The 14,837-nt window shown below is 70.3% G+C and carries 14 protein-coding genes; 7 read left to right on the top strand and 7 right to left on the bottom strand.

Features of this window, described 5'->3' with window-relative positions:
* Window positions 1–51: 51 nt before the first annotated feature.
* A complete protein-coding gene (locus ACIRG5_RS09885) occupies window positions 52–1,524 on the bottom strand; it encodes a sigma-70 family RNA polymerase sigma factor (RefSeq protein ID WP_402902745.1) in 1,473 nt (490 codons plus the stop codon).
* Window positions 1,525–1,863: 339 nt separating this feature from the next.
* On the opposite strand from ACIRG5_RS09885, the gene ACIRG5_RS09890 reads away from it, so the two are divergent.
* Window positions 1,864–2,247, top strand: a complete 384-nt coding sequence (locus ACIRG5_RS09890) for a YiaA/YiaB family inner membrane protein (RefSeq protein ID WP_402902747.1) — start codon at window positions 1,864–1,866, stop codon at window positions 2,245–2,247.
* Between the two features lie 88 nt (window positions 2,248–2,335).
* Window positions 2,336–4,915, top strand: coding sequence for an ATP-binding protein (locus tag ACIRG5_RS09895; RefSeq protein WP_402902749.1), 2,580 nt, complete (start codon window positions 2,336–2,338; stop codon window positions 4,913–4,915).
* Here the strand turns inward: ACIRG5_RS09895 and ACIRG5_RS09900 are convergent.
* The 4 genes from ACIRG5_RS09900 to ACIRG5_RS09915 all read right to left on the bottom strand — a co-directional run bounded on the left by ACIRG5_RS09900 (window position 4,908) and on the right by ACIRG5_RS09915 (window position 7,684).
* Window positions 4,908–6,137 (bottom strand): RNA polymerase sigma factor, encoded by a 1,230-nt coding sequence (locus ACIRG5_RS09900; protein WP_402902752.1) that lies wholly within the window; start codon window positions 6,135–6,137, stop codon window positions 4,908–4,910. The two genes, ACIRG5_RS09895 and ACIRG5_RS09900, sit on opposite strands and share 8 nt — an antisense overlap.
* Window positions 6,134–6,457 carry a YciI family protein gene (locus tag ACIRG5_RS09905; RefSeq protein WP_330277086.1) on the bottom strand — a complete coding sequence of 108 codons (324 nt, stop codon included), beginning with the start codon at window positions 6,455–6,457 and terminating at the stop codon, window positions 6,134–6,136. The genes ACIRG5_RS09900 and ACIRG5_RS09905 overlap by 4 nt, the downstream gene beginning before the upstream one ends.
* Window positions 6,458–6,483: 26 nt before the next feature.
* Complete coding sequence (locus tag ACIRG5_RS09910) at window positions 6,484–7,104, bottom strand: dihydrofolate reductase family protein (RefSeq protein WP_402902755.1); 621 nt, start codon at window positions 7,102–7,104, stop codon at window positions 6,484–6,486.
* A 106-nt stretch (window positions 7,105–7,210) separates the two neighbouring features.
* The gene (locus ACIRG5_RS09915; protein WP_402902758.1) at window positions 7,211–7,684 is read right to left on the bottom strand and encodes a group II truncated hemoglobin; all 474 of its coding nucleotides are present in this window, start codon (window positions 7,682–7,684) and stop codon (window positions 7,211–7,213) included.
* Between the two features lie 63 nt (window positions 7,685–7,747).
* Here ACIRG5_RS09915 and ACIRG5_RS09920 point away from each other — a divergent pair, with 63 nt between their 5' ends.
* The 5 genes from ACIRG5_RS09920 (at window position 7,748) to ACIRG5_RS09940 (ending at window position 13,342) form a co-directional block, all read left to right on the top strand.
* Window positions 7,748–8,062, top strand: coding sequence for a helix-turn-helix domain-containing protein (locus tag ACIRG5_RS09920; RefSeq protein WP_319973012.1), 315 nt, complete (start codon window positions 7,748–7,750; stop codon window positions 8,060–8,062).
* A complete protein-coding gene (locus tag ACIRG5_RS09925; protein WP_402902762.1) occupies window positions 8,059–8,646 on the top strand; it encodes a hypothetical protein in 588 nt (195 codons plus the stop codon). The genes ACIRG5_RS09920 and ACIRG5_RS09925 overlap by 4 nt, the downstream gene beginning before the upstream one ends.
* A 99-nt stretch (window positions 8,647–8,745) precedes the next feature.
* Window positions 8,746–9,300 (top strand): RICIN domain-containing protein, encoded by a 555-nt coding sequence (locus tag ACIRG5_RS09930; protein WP_402902765.1) that lies wholly within the window; start codon window positions 8,746–8,748, stop codon window positions 9,298–9,300.
* 69 nt (window positions 9,301–9,369) lie between these two features.
* Window positions 9,370–12,126: an AfsR/SARP family transcriptional regulator gene (locus ACIRG5_RS09935; protein WP_402902768.1), complete on the top strand. Its 2,757-nt coding sequence runs from the start codon at window positions 9,370–9,372 to the stop codon at window positions 12,124–12,126.
* A 373-nt stretch (window positions 12,127–12,499) separates the two neighbouring features.
* Window positions 12,500–13,342, top strand: a complete 843-nt coding sequence (locus tag ACIRG5_RS09940) for an alpha/beta hydrolase (protein ID WP_402902771.1) — start codon at window positions 12,500–12,502, stop codon at window positions 13,340–13,342.
* Here ACIRG5_RS09940 and ACIRG5_RS09945 read toward each other — a convergent pair.
* Entirely contained in the window at window positions 13,339–14,205 is an 867-nt protein-coding gene (locus ACIRG5_RS09945; RefSeq protein ID WP_402902774.1) for a CU044_5270 family protein, read from the bottom strand. The genes ACIRG5_RS09940 and ACIRG5_RS09945 overlap by 4 nt on opposite strands.
* A complete protein-coding gene (locus ACIRG5_RS09950; protein WP_402902777.1) occupies window positions 14,198–14,767 on the bottom strand; it encodes an RNA polymerase sigma factor in 570 nt (189 codons plus the stop codon). Before ACIRG5_RS09950 ends, ACIRG5_RS09945 begins: the two co-directional genes overlap by 8 nt.
* Window positions 14,768–14,837 lie beyond the last annotated feature (70 nt).

Here is a 14,837-nt window from a genome sequence, read left to right on the forward strand (position 1 = left end):
GTTCATGGTGCGGTGCTCACGCCGATCGCGCTGTCCGAAGTGGACTCAGCCCTAGGACTGGGCGATCGTGATGGTGATGCTCACCTTCGCCGACCCCGCCACGCCGGTGATGACCCCGTCCCCGGCCTTCGGGCCCGCCTGCAGCCGGGCCCGGAACGTCAGCGTCTGGCCGGGGGCCAGCGGCTCCCCGCCCTCGCACGCCACGGTGCCCTTGCCGGCCGGGCACCCGACGAATCCCACCGACATCTTGCCCGCTCCGACCGTCTTGACCTTGTCGGGCATGGTCAAGGTCAACGTTGGCAACGTCGTGGGGGACGTGCCGTTGTTGGTGATGCTGATGTTCATCTCGTTCGGCGGGCCCTCGGTGGTCATGGCGATGGTGCCGGGTGCGGACGCCGACAGGTTGGCCGACGCGGGCGAGATCGTCTTCTCGTCCTCCGGCACCTCGGGTTCCTCGGCCTCGGTCGTCACGGTGCCCGGCGCCGAACCGGCGGCGGTGCCCTTCGTCGGCGTGCTGCCGGCGCTCTGCGTGGTGCCGGGCTGTGAGGTCTGCCCGGATTCCGCTGAGGCGCTCGTGCTGGTCGCCGGGGCGGCGCCGATCGTGGTGGAGGGGCTGTCGGAGGTGACGACGCCGCTGGCGGTGACCACGACGACCGCCGCGGCCGAGGCGGCGACGCCCAGCCACGTGGAGGCGCTCAGGGTCACCACGGCGCCCTTGGTCGCCGCGGCCGCGGCGGCGAGGTAGCCGGTGGTGCCCGTGCCGAGCACGATGGGGGCGACCAGCCCGCGCAACGCGCCGTTGACGTCGGACAGTTCTCGCGCGAGCTTGCGGCATTCCGCGCAGTTGTCCATGTGTTCGTCGAGGTGCACGGCGTCGCGGCCCTTGAGCCCGCCGCGTGTCCAGGCGCCGAGCTTCGTCACCGTGGCGCGGCACTTCTCCGCCGGCTCCTGGTTGACGTGCGCCTGCAGGAACGCCTTGCGCAGACCCTCGCGCGCACGGAACGCCATCGCGGACACGCCGTTCGCGGTCAAGCCGAGCAACGGCGCGATCTCGCCGGGCGACTGCCCCTCGATCGCCGTGTGCCACAGGACCGTCTGCCACCGCTCGGGCAGCGTCGCGAACGCCGTCGCCGCCATGGCCTGGTCGAGATCCTCGACCGCCTTGTCGCGGAACGGCACGCTGGTCGCCTTGGCGGCGCCGGGAACCTCTTCGATGTCACCGGCCAGTTCGATCCGCTTTTCCTTGCGGGTGCGGTCATACGCCGCGTGCCGCACGGCCGTCAGCAGGTACGGCCGGAACGAGGCTCCGGGACCGCCACCGCCGCGCAGTGCGGCCAGAACCTTCGCGAACGCTTCCGCCACAAGGTCATCGGCGTCCGAGGACGACGAGGACAGTTGCAGCGCAAGCATGTTCGCCGAGCGCACGTGACGTTCGTAGAGCTTGCCGTACTCCTCGACCCTGCCATCTCTGACGGCATCGATGAGATCGGCATCCGACGGCGGTCGTCCACGCTGCCCGATCAAAGAAAGCCGCCCTTAACGTGATGCCCTGTGCTGATACGCGGACCCTATCGAGATGTCTCAACACGAACAATCCACGCATACGAAACTGATGCAATAAAAGAGGTTCCGGAACTGGACGGTCCAGGCCAACAGAGGCCGGAAGGCCCTAGCGGTGGCAACTTCGCCGTGGCGGTTCACCGCTTTGTTCGCAAAACTAAGCGGTAGTGGATGTCCATTTCCCTGACCATTCGCAAAAGGAGCAGCTTTCGTTAGGGCGAATGCACGCACACTCATGCGGATGATCTCGAGTTGAGTAGCCGTACTCATGACAGCTCCGGTATCACCCAGGAATCTCGGATCATGACGTCCACCGCGCCCTCGCACACCCCGACGACCGGTGCCTTCTACGTGCAGGCGGTCCTCTCCTTCGGGCTCTCGCTGACCGCCGTCGGCATCGGAGTCGTGTTCCTGCCCGTCGACGGATGGGTCCGCGCGTTCCTGGGAATCGCGATGCTCTACACGGTCACCTCGGCGTTCACCCTGGCCAAGGTCCTCAGGGATCGGCAGGAGGACACCTACATCACCAGCCGGGTCGACAGAGCCCGGCTCGACAAGCTGCTGACCGATCACGACCCGTTTCAAGCTGGACGTGCCGTGAGAGACGAAGACCGGTTGCCGCCCCCGTCGCGGCAACCGGTCCTCCCGGAAGGTGGCCGTCCCCCGGATCCCGTACCGGCCACCTGAACTGGCACTCATTCTTTAGCCCGAACGGCGGTGGCAACAGCGACAACCCGCACAACCCACCGATACAGTCGGCGTAGGGGAGGGCTGTGTGGACGGGTCGTTCGGCGCGTTGCTGCGCCACCACCGGCTGGCGGCGGCGCTGACTCAGGAAGCGCTCGCCGAGCAGGCCGGAATCAGTGCTCAGGCCATCGGCGCGCTCGAACGCGGAGCCCGCCGGTACCCCCACCGCGAGACCGTCACGCGGCTGGCCAGAGCGTTGCGCCTGAGCTCCGAGCAGCAGTCGGGCCTGGTCACCGCCGCGTCGCGCCCGTCAGTGCCCCGTGCCGAACTCGAACCGTCCGGTCAGGTCGTGGCCGCGCAGTTGCCCGCGAGCGTGCAGGGGTTCACCGGACGCGAGGGCGTTCTGCTGACCATGGACGCGTTGCTCGCGCACGAGTCGAACGCCGTGGTCGTGTCCGCCATCGCGGGCATGGCCGGCATCGGCAAGACGACGCTCGCCGTCCACTGGGCTCATCGCGCCCGGTCGCGGTTCCCGGACGGGCAGCTGTTCCTGAACCTGCGCGGGCACGGCGGCGGCGCCCCGGTGACGCCGCTCGAAGCGCTGACCCACCTGCTGGCCGGCCTCGGTCTCGAACGCGCCAAGGTCCCCGCCGACGCCGAGACCGCCGCCGCCACCTACCGGACGTTGCTGGCGGATCGGCGCGTGCTGGTCGTGCTGGACGACGCGGTCGACGCCCGTCAGGTCCGGCCGCTGCTGCCGGGATCGCCGGGCTGTCTCGTCCTCGTGACCAGCCGGTACCGCCTGGACGGCCTGGTCGCGCGCGACGGCGCCCGGCGGATCCAGCTGGAGCAACTGGGCCCCGACGCGGCGCGGGACCTGCTCGCCCACGTGCTGGGGGAGCAGCGGATCGCGGCCGAGCCCGACGCCGTCACCGACCTCGTGGGGTTGTGCGCGGGGTTACCACTGGCGTTGCGCATCGCCGCCGCCCACCTGCTCAGCGGCCGGACGATCGGCGGGTACGTGACCGCGTTGCGCTCCGGCGACCGGCTCGCCTCGCTGGCGGCGCCCGGCGACCCCGACACCGCGGTCGGCGCGGCGTTCGACCTGTCGTACGAGGCGCTCGAACCCGCCGCGCGCAGGGTGTTCCGGCTGATGGGGCACATGCCGGGCCGGGACCTGACCGCGGACGCCATCGCGGCGCTGACCGCGCAGGACCCGGCGGAGACCGAGCGCTGCCTGCGCCTGCTCACCGCCGCGCACCTGGTCGACGAGCACAGGCCCGGCCGGTACACGTTCCACGACCTGCTGCGCCTGCACGCCGCCCAACTCGCCGACACCGAACGAGAAGCCGCCGCGGAACGCCTGTGGGGCCACTTCGCGCTGACGTTGCTCAAGGCCGGCGAACGGGTCGACCCGCGCACATATCGGCACGTGCTGGCCGAGGACTACCGCCACACCACGTTCATCGACGACATCATCGCGAACACGTGGATCGACGTGGAGACCGAGAACCTCGTCGCCACCACGCACGCCGCCGCGAAAGCGGGTCACACCCGGCTCGCGGTGCAGCTGCTGATCGCGCTGCACTCGCAGTTCGAACGCCACCGCATGGAGGTGGTGTGGCTCGACACCGGCACGGCGGTCCTGGAGGCCGCCCGGCGCAGCGGCGACCTCCTCGCCGAGGCGCACGCGTTGCGGATCATCGGCGACGCGCACTGGTGCGGGTGCGACTACGAGCAGTCGCTGACGTTCCTCGGCAAAGCCCTCACAGCTGCCGAAGAGCTGGGGCACAAGGAGTTCTACCGCGTCGTGCTCTGCGCGTTGGGCCGGACGTCGATCTCGATGGGACGGCCGCGCGACTGCGCCGACTACTACCAGCGGGCGCGTGAGCTCTGGCGGCAGGACGGACGGCCGGCCGCCGGCTCGCTGGTCCTCGGCGACGCGTACTGGGAGCTCGGCGAACTGGACCGGGCCTACGAGCTGCACACCGAGGCCGTCGAAGTCTCGCGGGACAAGGGAATCCGCTTCGGCGTGCTGCTCGGCGAGACGCACGCGGGCCGTTCCTGCCAGGCGCTCGGCCGGCTGGAGCGGGCGATCGAGCACTACGAGGCCGGTCTGGCGTTGTGCCGCGAGTTCGCCGAACCGGCCGAGGAGGCCGGCAACCTCGCGAACCTCTCCGGCGCCTACCGCGACCTGGAGAAGTACGACCTCGCCCTCGACACGGCACGGGAGGCGCTGGAGATCGCGACGCGCCTGGGCATGCGGCGCACCCAGATCAGCGCGTGGCACGTGCTCGGCAGCACCCACCTCCTGCTCGGCTACGACGACGCCGCGCGGACCGAACTGCGCACCGCGCTGGACCTGGCCGTCGCCACGTCCCATCAACGCGGCCGGTGCGACGCGCTGATCTCGTTGGCGGCACTGCACCTGCGACACGAGGAGCACGACGCCGCCCGCACGTTGGCACAGGAGGCACTGGAGATCAGCCGGGGCACCGGGCACCGGCTGATCGAGGGGGAGAGCCTGCGCCTGCTCGCCGAAGCAGACCTCGCTCAGGATCGGACGGACGCGCGGCGCCTCGCGGAGGAGGCGGCGGCGTTGCACGCGAGATCCGGCTATCGCCTTGGTGCGGAACGGGTCGCGGACGTCCTGCGCCGCATCACGTGAGCAGCTGGTCGCGGCGCCGGATCAGGTAGGCGACTTCGGCGGTGTTGCCGGCGAGGCCGATGGCCCTGTCGTAGGCGGCGCGCGAATCCTGGCCGCGACCCAGGCGGCGCAACAGGTCGGCGCGGGTGACGTGGAAGGCGTGGTAGCCCGCCAGCCTGTCCTCCAGGCGGTCGACGGCCGCCAGCGCCACCTCCGCGCCGTCGAGCTCGGCGACCGCGATGGCCCGGTTGAGGACGACGACCGGCGAGGGGTCGACGCGGACGAGCTGGTCGTAGAGGGCGAGGATCTGCGACCAGTCGGTGTCGCGCATGTCGCGGGCGGACGTGTGCACGGCGTTGATCGCGGCGAGGATCTGGTAGCGACCCGGCGCCGATCCGGTCGCCAGACGTTCTCGCACGAGTCCGTGGCCTTCGGCGATCATCGCGGTGTCCCAGGCGCCGCGGTCCTGTTCGGTGAGGGCGACCAGTTCGCCGCCGGGCGAGACGCGGGCGGACCGGCGTGCCTCGGTGAGGAGCATCAACGCGAGCAGCCCGGCCACCTCGCCGTCGTCCGGGAGCAGGGCGCGGATCAGGCGGGTGAGCCGGATCGCCTCGGAGGTCAGGTCGTGCCGCAGGGGATCGGTGCCGGGACCGGTGGCCAGGTAACCCTCGTTGAACACGAGGAACAGCACGGTGAGCACTCCGGACACGCGGGCAGGGAGATCTTCGGCGGACGGCACGCGGTACGGAACGCGGGCTGCCTTGATCTTGGCCTTCGCGCGGGTGATCCGCTGCCCCACGGCGCTTTCGGCCACCAGCAGGGCGCGGGCGATCTCGGGCACGGTCAGACCCCCGACCATGCGCAGCGTCAACGCCACGCGCGCTTCGGCCGCCAGCGCCGGGTGGCAGCAGGTGAAGACCAGCCGGAGCCGGTCGTCGTCGATGGCGCCGAGAGGCTCGTGCGGGGTGTCGTCGTGCATCATCCGAGCCTCCTCGTGCTTGTCGTCGCGCTTGCTCTCCCGGCGGATCCGGTCGATGGCCCTGCGGTTCGCGGTGGTGGTCAGCCACGCGCCGGGGTTGGGCGGCACACCGTCGGCGCGCCACCGTTCGACGGCGGTCGCGAACGCCTCGGCTGCCGCCTCCTCCGCGATGTCGAGGTCACCGAAGCGCCTGGTCAGGGCGGCGACCACCCGTGCCCACTCGTCGCGGTGGGCTCGGCTGACCGCCGCTTCGGCGTCGCTCACTGAAATGGCCGCACCTCGATCTTGCGATCGCAGACCCTCGACGCCTCGGTGGCGAGCTTGAGCGCCTCGTCCAGATCGGCGGCCTCCCACACCCAGACGCCGGCGAGGTACTCCTTCGACTCCACGAAGGGCCCGTCGCTGAACAGCGCCTCCGCGCCCCGGTTGTCGACGACCGTGGCCGTGTCGGTGTCCGCGAGCCCGCCCGCGAACACCCAGTGGCCGTCGGCGATCAGCCGCTCGTTGAACGCGCTGATGGCGGGCCCCCGGTCGGTGCTGCCGGGATTGCTCTTGTCGTCGATCACGGAAACCAGGTACCGCATCGGATGCTCCTCTCCTGTGGGGTGATTCAGTTCGGCCAGTACGAGGGGCGTCCGGCGGTCCGGTAGACCTGGACCGCGACGCCCTTCGAGTCCACTCGCGACTCGACCAGGCCGAGCGCGAGGTCGGGGCCGTTCTCCGGGAACAGCCGCAGGCCCTGTCCGACCACCACCGGGACCACGATCAGCGTCATCTCGTCGACCAGGTCGTTCGCCAGCAGCCACCTGATCAGCGTGCCACTGCCGTGCACCTGCAGTTCACCGCCGGGCTTGGCCTTCAGGTCCGCGACGGCGGCCGCGAGGTCACCGGACAGCACGGTGGTGCCCGACCACGCCGGATCGGCGAGCGTCGTCGACGCCACGTACTTGGGTCGCGCGTTCAACGCCCGCATGACGGGCTCCGAGCCCGGGACGTCCGCTTCCGTCAGGGACCCCCACGAGCCGGCGAACAGGTCGTAGGTGCGCCGGCCGAACAGGAACGCGTCGGCGCGCTCGTAGGTCTCGTTGATGAACGCCCTGGTCCCGTCGTCACCCTTGCCACGGGCCCAGCCACCGCGCTCGAACCCGTTGCCGCGGTCCTCCTCCGACGCGCCGCCGTTGCCCTGCACCACTCCGTCGAGCGTGATCTGGGACATGGTCGTCAGCTTCATGATCGTGGTTCCTTCGCTTCGGTGCCGCTCCCTCGCGGGCGGCCTCACCTCTGCTACGAACGCCCCGACCCCGATCCGACAACTTCTCCAGAATTTTTTCGAAGAGTCACTTCTCGACGTACGGCGGCGCCTCGCCCCAGCCCCACTTCGGCACGGGCGCCCCGTGGAAGGGCTTGGCGTCCGGCGCGGAGTTCTGCACCGCCAGCCGCGTGCCCCACTCCAGGTAGGACACGAACGCGGCGCGGAACTCGGGGTCGTCCGGCAGCTCCACCTCGTCCGCCGCGTCCATGATCAGGTTCAGCCACCGCCGGCGTTGCTCCTCGGTGATGGCTCGCCCGAGGTGCTTGGCCAGCATGACCTCGTAGCCGCCCCGCTCGGCGGTGTAGGCGGCGGGCCCGCCGAACACCTCGCCCAGCCACAGCGCCACATGACGGGCATGGCCCGGATCCATCCCGGCGAACACGGGCGCGAGCACCGCGTCGTCGGCGACGCGCCGGTAGAACGCCTCGGTCAGCTTCAGCAACGCCGCCGAACCACCGGCCCAGGTGTAGAGAGAAGGTGTTGACTGTTCGTTGATCACGACGCCCACTCCAGCACCAGGCGAAAAGCCCGGCAAGTACGCACCTTTTGGTGAGGAGCGCCCATGTACCACTGTCCGGTCGAGCTCGCCCTCGACGTCATCGGCGGCAAGTGGCGCGCGGTCGTCCTCGCCCACCTCAAGGAAGGCCCGCACCACTACGGCGAGCTGCGCCGCAAGGTGACCGGCATCAGCGAGAAGATGTTCGTGCAACGGCTCCGCGAGCTGCAGGACGCGGGCCTGGTGGCACGGGTCGAGCGGCCTCCGCACGTCGAGTACTCGCTCACCGAGGAGGGCCGGACCCTGGGACCCGCTCTGCAGGCGCTCTACGACTGGGGCGTGCTGCGTGCCGCCCGCACCGGTGTGATCATCGCGTCGTGACCTTCGACAACGGGGCGACGCTGGGTGCGGCCGCGGCGGACTTCCTCAGACGGCACCTGATCAGACCCGGCGTGCGCGACGGCGTCGCGTTGGAGCCCGGCCTGACCGACGCGGAGTTCGCTGAGGTGGAGGAGGGCCTCGGGTTCGAGTTCGCCGACGACCACCGCGCGCTGCTCGCCGAGGTGCTCCCGACCGGAGGTTCCTGGCCGGACTGGCGCTCCGAGACCCTCGGCACCCTGCGCGGGCAGTGCGACTGGCCGGTCGACGGTGTCCTGTTCGACGTGGAGGAGAACGAGTTCTGGCACGAGAGCTGGGGTGTACGGCCATCTGACGATGGCGAGGCCGTCGAGTGCGCGAAGGAGCATCTCGCGACCGTGCCGCGGATGATTCCCGTGTTCTCGCACCGTTGCCTGCCTGCTGGACGTGGCACGTTCGGCAACCCCGTGCTGTCCATGTACCAGACGGACATCATCTACTACGGGTTCGACCTCCTCGACTACGTCGCCGCGGAGTTCTACGTCCGCGACCCGCAACGGCCGTGGCGCACTCCCAAGCCCATCGCGTTCTGGGACGACCTGCTCTAGTCCCGCGCTGACCAGCGCGCTCATGCGCTGCCAACGAACTGCCCGTGCGCCGGTGGCAAGGCTGTGCCCGTCACACAGCCCTTGCCTCTTGGAGGACGGATGAGAATCGGGTTACGGAAGGCGTTGGCGCTCGCGATGACCGCGGCGGCGGCGCTGTTCCTGACGCCGGCCGCGGCGGTTGCGGTGGAGCAACAGCAACCGGCGGTGCAGGGCATCACTCCGGGCACGTACCAGAACCTGATCAACAACTACCACCGCAAGTGTCTCGCGGTGAACTCGGCGGACAACCGCAACGGCAAGCCGTTGATCCACTACGACTGCTACTCGTCGTTCACCGACCAGTACTGGCTCTTCGAGCCCATCGCGGCCGCGCCGGGGTACTACCGGCTCCGCAACCAGAACACCGGTCGTTGCGTCGCGGCGGCCAACCCCAACAACGGCGCGAAGGTCGTGCAGTACGACTGCGTCGACGGTTATTACGACCAGTGGTGGTTGCCCGAGCTCATGCCGGACAACGTCCACTACCGGCTGCGCAACTACAAGAGCGGGCGTTGCCTCGCCGTTCCGTCGAACCAGGGCCAGAACGGCGGAAACGCCGTGAGCTACAACTGCATCCTCGGCTACAACGATCAGTGGTGGCAGATCTGGCCGTGACGTGACTTCCTCCCCGTTTCCCCGGTATGCATGGAACATGGTGCTGGGGGCTCGGGGAGGGCACACCGGATGACTGTGCGGTTCCGCCTGCTCGGTGACGTCGAGGCGCGGGTTCACGGTAGTCCGATCGCGATCGGCTACGCGCAACTTCGTGCTGTGCTGGCAGTGCTTCTGGTCGAGGCGAACCAGGTGGTGTCGGTCGACCAGTTGGTGGACCGGGTCTGGAGCGATCGGCCCCTTCCCCGCAAACCGCGTGCGGCCGTGCAGCACAGCGTGACCATGTTGCGCGGCGCGTTGACGCCCGCAGGCGTGACGATCACCCGCAGGTCGACCGGCTACCAGCTCTCCGTGGACCCGGAAAGCGTTGACCTGCACCGGTTTCGTCGTCTCGTCGAGGACGGTCGTGCCGCCGGTGACGACGGCAGGGCCGCCGCCCTGCTCGAGGAGGCGCTGAAGTTGTGGGCAGGAGAGCCGTTCGCGGGTCTGGACACAGCCTGGCTCGACTCCCTGCGCGCCACGCTGATCCAGCACCGGCACGCGGTCCGTCTCGAGCTCGTCGACATCCAGCTCCGCCTCGGTCTGCACGCGGCACTGCTGCCCGACCTGTCGGCGTGGGCGGCCGGCAACCCGTTGGACGAACGCCTGGCCGGTCAGCTCATGCTGGCGCTGTACAACTGCGGTCGCCCCGCCGACGCACTCGAGCACTACCAGGAGGTGCGCAGGCGGCTGGCCGACGAGCTCGGCACCGATCCCAGCCCGCCGCTGCGGCAGTTGCACGAGCGGATCCTCGCCACCGACCCCGCGCTGACGGCGTTCGCCAGGCCGCACACCACCGTTGTGCCGCAACAGCTTCCGGCCCGGCCGCGCCTGTTCAGCGGCAGAAGCCGCGAACTGGCCGACCTCGACGCCGCGCTCGGCGAGGACGACGCCGTGGTGATCTCGGCGGTCGGCGGGCTCGGTGGCATGGGCAAGACCTGGCTGGCGGCGCAGTGGGCGCACCTGCACCTCGACCGGTTTCCCGACGGCCAGCTGTACGTCAACCTGCGCGGCTTCGACCCCGGCGGGCAGCCGATGTCCCCGGCGACCGCGATTCGCGGTTTCCTCGACGCCCTCGGCGTCGCCCCCTCCGCCGTGCCCGTCGACGTGGACGCGCAGGCGGGGCTGTACCGCAGCCTGGTCGCGGACCGGAAGATGCTGGTGTTCCTGGACAACGCGGCCGACAGCGCCCAGGTGGTACCGCTGCTGCCCGGCAGCCCGGCCTGCGTCGTGCTGGTCACCAGTCGCCGTCAGCTCAACGGTCTCGTCGCCGCGCACGGTGCGCGTGCGCTGAACCTGGACCGGCTCGGCGACGACGAGGCACGCCGGCTGCTGGCGAGGCACCTCGGCGAGGACCGGCTCGCCGACGAACCCGGTGTCACAGCGGAACTCCTGACCTGCTGCGGAGGCCTGCCACTGGCGATCAGCATCGTGGCCGCGCGTGCTCGCACGCACCCCGGCTTCCCGCTGTCCGTGCTGGCGGACGAACTGCGCGAGCAGAACGACCTGCTCGACGCACTGGACGCCGGCGAGGATCTCGTGAGCCTTCGCGCTGTGTTCTCCTGCTCCTACAACGCTCTGCCCGCCGAGGCGGCCACCGTGTTCGCCGCTCTCGGTCTCGCTCCCGGCACGGACATCGGCCTGTCCGCCGCCGCGAGCCTCACCGCGTTGCCCGTCGCCCGTGTCCGCACCGCTCTGCGTGAACTGGAGCAGGCGAACCTGGTCGGTCAGCACGCTCCCGGCCGCTACCGGATGCACGACCTCGTCCGGTTGTACGCGGGTGAACGCGCCCATCACGACCCCGCCGCGGTGCGACGAGTGGTCGACTTCTACGTGCACACCGCGTTCGCCGCCGAGCGAGTGCTGGACCCGCTGTGCGAACCGCTCGCGATCGGGGTGCCCGCACCGGGGTGCGTCCCGCTCGGGTTCGAGGACGAGACAGCGGCGACCGAGTGGCTGGCCACCGAGTTCGCCAACATCCTGGCCGTGCAGGAACTCGCCGCCGGGCAAGGCCTGCACGACCAGGTGTGGCACGTGGGCTGGACCTTGAACACGTTCTTCCGAAGACGGGGCGACTACCACGACGCCGTCGCCGTGTGGCGGGCCGGTGTGGCCGCCGCGGACCACACCGGCGACAGGATCGCCCAGGCCCAGACCAGAAGACTCCTCGGGGACGCCTGCAGCGGACTGGGACTCCAGTCCGAAGCCCTGCGGCACCTCGGCGACGCGCTGCGGATCAGTGAGCAGGCAGGCGACGTCCCCGGCCAGGCCCACGCCCATCACCTCACGGCCTCCATCTGGGAGGACCTGGGGGACGACCGCCGGGCGCTGGAGCACGCGACTCCGGCCCTGCGCCTGTTCCAGGACCTCGGCATGGCGGTCTGGGAGGCGTGGGGATACACCCAGGTGGGCTGGCACCAGGCCCGCCTGGGGCTCTACGAGCAGGCACGCGTCCACTGCGAGGCAGCCCTGGTCATGGCTCGCCGGCACCGCGAGCGTGAACTCGAAGCGACCACAGTGGACAGTCTCGGCTACATCGCCCACCAGACCGGCCACCACGCCGAGGCCCTCGACCTCTACGGACTGGCACTCGGCCTGCTCCGCGATCTCGGGTACGACCACCACGAGGTCGCGACCCTGGAACGCATCGGCCACACCCATCGCGCGTTAGGTCACCACGACAGGGCTGAAGCGGTGTGGCGGCAAGCTCTTGAGCTGTGCCAGGCGCAACATCGAGCCGAGGACGCCGGGCGAATCCGGCAACTGCTGACATCGGGCCCGCACGGTTGAAGAAGCGGCACGTCGTGCACATGCGCGTCACGCTGACCACGCCCGCGCGTTGCAGGTCCGCGATCACCCGCAGGAGGGTGTGCAACGTGGTCGCGCGGTCGGCCTCCGCGATCCCGGCGAGTGCGTCCGTCAGTTGATCGTCCCAACAGGACAGACATCGCGCCACCTCCTGGCCGGCGTCGGTCAGCGTCAACGACCGGCGGCGGCCGTCCGCGCCGGGTGAGCGCGTCACGAGTTCCTTGCGCTCCAACGCGGCCACGGCGTCGGACATGGTCGGTGTGGTGACGTCGAACTCGGCGGCGAGCGCGGCCACCTCGCGACGCGTCTGCGGGTCCGCGAGGGCACTGAGGACGCGTTCAGTATCGTCCCTCCGATGATCCGAGCATGGGTGCGACGCTGTGCCGTGGCCGCCTGCATCGCTGTTCCGCCGGTGCTGCTTCTCCTCGGCTGGGGCCCCTTGACCAGCGGACATCCGGCCCATCCCGTGTTGCTCGCCGTGGTGGAGGCGGCCGGGATCTCGATGGCCCTGTGGCGGCGCGGTCCGGCGTGGCTCGTTGCCGTGCTCGCCGTGCTGCTCATCGCTCCCACGGTGTACTTGCAGCCGTTCGGCGCGACGACGGTCGTCACGGCGGAGAACACCGCCACCACGGCCGTGCTGCGCCCTGACGGTCCTGTGCGCGCCGGGCTGGTCTTCCACCCCGGCGCGAGGGTCGACCACCGCGCGTACTTCCCGCTCCTGCGGCGCGTTGCGGCAGAAGGGTTTCTCGTCGTGGTGGTGAAGGAGCCGCTGGGAATCGCCCTGCTCGGCGGTGACACCGCGGAAGTGCGGCGGAGTCATCCCGACGTGCCGGTGTGGGCGGTCGGTGGCCACTCACTCGGTGGCGTCGCGGCCGCACGGGACGTACTCGCCGACGGATCAGTGCGCGGGCTGGTGTTGTGGGCGTCCTATCCGGTCGACGACCTCTCCACCCGCGACGGCCTCACCGCCTGGTCCATCTCGGGTGAACGCGATGGCTTCACCACACCGCAGGACGTCGCCGAGTCACGGAAGCTGTTGCCTGCGGGCACCCGCTTCGAGGTCGTCTCCGGTGCCGTCCACGCGTATTTCGGCGACTACGGCGACCAGCCAGGCGACGGTGTGCCGACCCGGTCCCGTGCCGAGGCACAGGACCGGATCGTGGAGCACACCGTCGCGGCGTTGAACGACGTGACCTAAATGCGGTCGCCCACCTGGTCGACGAACCCGGCCGCGTCCTGCGGCCTGTTCTTCGTGCCGAGGTACTCGTAGGTGTCCTTGTCGAACACCATCACCACCGGCTGGGCCGACGGCAGCGACCCCTCCGGCACTGGCCAGCTGATCCCGATCCCCGGCCGTCCGGACGAGACGTTCTGCACGACCGTCAGCCCCGGCACGCGGGTCGCCGCCTCGAACAACGCGGCGCGCTGCGGGCCCGGCAGGTACGAGTCGAAGACCAGGGACAGCACGTCCTTGCCGTACGAGTTGACCGGCCGGTCCTTGTCGTCGCCCTGCAGGACCTTCAGCATCTCGTCGGCCGTGGTGGGCAGGTCGTCCCGGTACGAGCGGTCCGGCGTGCACTCCTCGGTGCCGCCCGTCGGCTGGTCGTACTTGTCGAGCACCTTCCTGCGGCCGTCGACGCAGCCGGGCACGGGGATCGGCGGCGCGTTCCCGGAGAGGATCATCTGGCCGTCACGTGTGCCGTCGACGGAGAACCAGTCTTCCCGTTCGCCGGTGCGCACGTAGTAGAACTGGTCGGGCCGTGGCACCACATCGGGCTTCGAACGGGCCGCCGCGGCGGCGTGGTTCAGCAGTTGCACGGCGGACTCCACCGCCGGGGCCGCGGTGTCGTGGTGGGCCGGGTCCGGGGAGCCGGACGGCAGCACCAGCGCCACACCGGCGGCCGCTGCCGCCACGGAGAGCGTGGCGATGGCGATGACCCCGGCACGACCGCGCCTGGGCGGTTTCATGCCCGCCACGAACTGGGCGCGGGCGGCTGAGAGCTGGTCTGCGGACTTGAGCGGGGTCTCGTCCAGTTCCCGGACGAGCTGAAGGTCATCCATTGTTGAGCAGCTCCTCGACCTCGGTGTGGTTGTCGGTTCCCAACGCCTCCCGGACCTTGCGGCGGGCGCGGTTCAGCCGGGACCGCACCGTTCCCACCGGGATCGCCAGCGCCTCGGCGATCTCGAGATAGCTGAGCTGCTCCCACGCGACCAGCAGCAGCACGTCCCTGTCCTCGGCGGACAACGCCCCCAGCGCGCCGGTCAGCATCGACCGCATGGCCTGCGCGGTGACGTCCGCGGCCACCCGGTCGGCGTGGTCGTCCACGTCGGGAACGGCCGAGGGCATCCGGTACCGGCGCACCTCCTCCCGCCGGTGCTGGCCGACCAGGTTGGTGGCGATGCCGTACAACCACGGCCGGGCGTCCGGGCGGGAGGGGTCGTAGCGCCCCCGTTTCGAGAACGCCACGAGGAACGTCTCGGCGAGCAGGTCGTCCGCGGCCTGCTGACCGAGGCGCCGGGCGAGGTAGCGCTGGATGTGCGGTGCGTGCCGGTCGAAGATGACCGCGAACTTCTCCGTCACGCGCAGCGACGCCTCGATGAGCTCCGCGTCGGTTGCTGTCATGGTGGCCTTTCGGGCGAAGGGTCTTCGCCCTGTTATCGGCAGAACGCCCCGACCGGGTTCACGGCCGAGG

This window comes from Lentzea sp. NPDC102401, from assembly GCF_044765805.1.
GTDB classification, from domain to species: Bacteria; Actinomycetota; Actinomycetes; order Mycobacteriales; family Pseudonocardiaceae; genus Lentzea; species Lentzea sokolovensis.

What these genes read in the sequence shown, in the direction of transcription:
- ACIRG5_RS09890 (WP_402902747.1), top strand. Translation starts at nt 1,864, where the DNA reads ATGACGTCCACCGCGCCCTCGCACACCCCGACGACCGGTGCCTTCTAC.
- ACIRG5_RS09905 (WP_330277086.1), bottom strand. Translation starts at nt 6,457, where the DNA reads ATGCGGTACCTGGTTTCCGTGATCGACGACAAGAGCAATCCCGGCAGC.
- ACIRG5_RS09910 (WP_402902755.1), bottom strand. Translation starts at nt 7,104, where the DNA reads ATGAAGCTGACGACCATGTCCCAGATCACGCTCGACGGAGTGGTGCAG.
- ACIRG5_RS09920 (WP_319973012.1), top strand. Translation starts at nt 7,748, where the DNA reads ATGTACCACTGTCCGGTCGAGCTCGCCCTCGACGTCATCGGCGGCAAG.
- ACIRG5_RS09930 (WP_402902765.1), top strand. Translation starts at nt 8,746, where the DNA reads ATGAGAATCGGGTTACGGAAGGCGTTGGCGCTCGCGATGACCGCGGCG.
- ACIRG5_RS09935 (WP_402902768.1), top strand. Translation starts at nt 9,370, where the DNA reads ATGACTGTGCGGTTCCGCCTGCTCGGTGACGTCGAGGCGCGGGTTCAC.
- ACIRG5_RS09940 (WP_402902771.1), top strand. Translation starts at nt 12,500, where the DNA reads ATGATCCGAGCATGGGTGCGACGCTGTGCCGTGGCCGCCTGCATCGCT.
- ACIRG5_RS09945 (WP_402902774.1), bottom strand. Translation starts at nt 14,205, where the DNA reads ATGGATGACCTTCAGCTCGTCCGGGAACTGGACGAGACCCCGCTCAAG.
- ACIRG5_RS09950 (WP_402902777.1), bottom strand. Translation starts at nt 14,767, where the DNA reads ATGACAGCAACCGACGCGGAGCTCATCGAGGCGTCGCTGCGCGTGACG.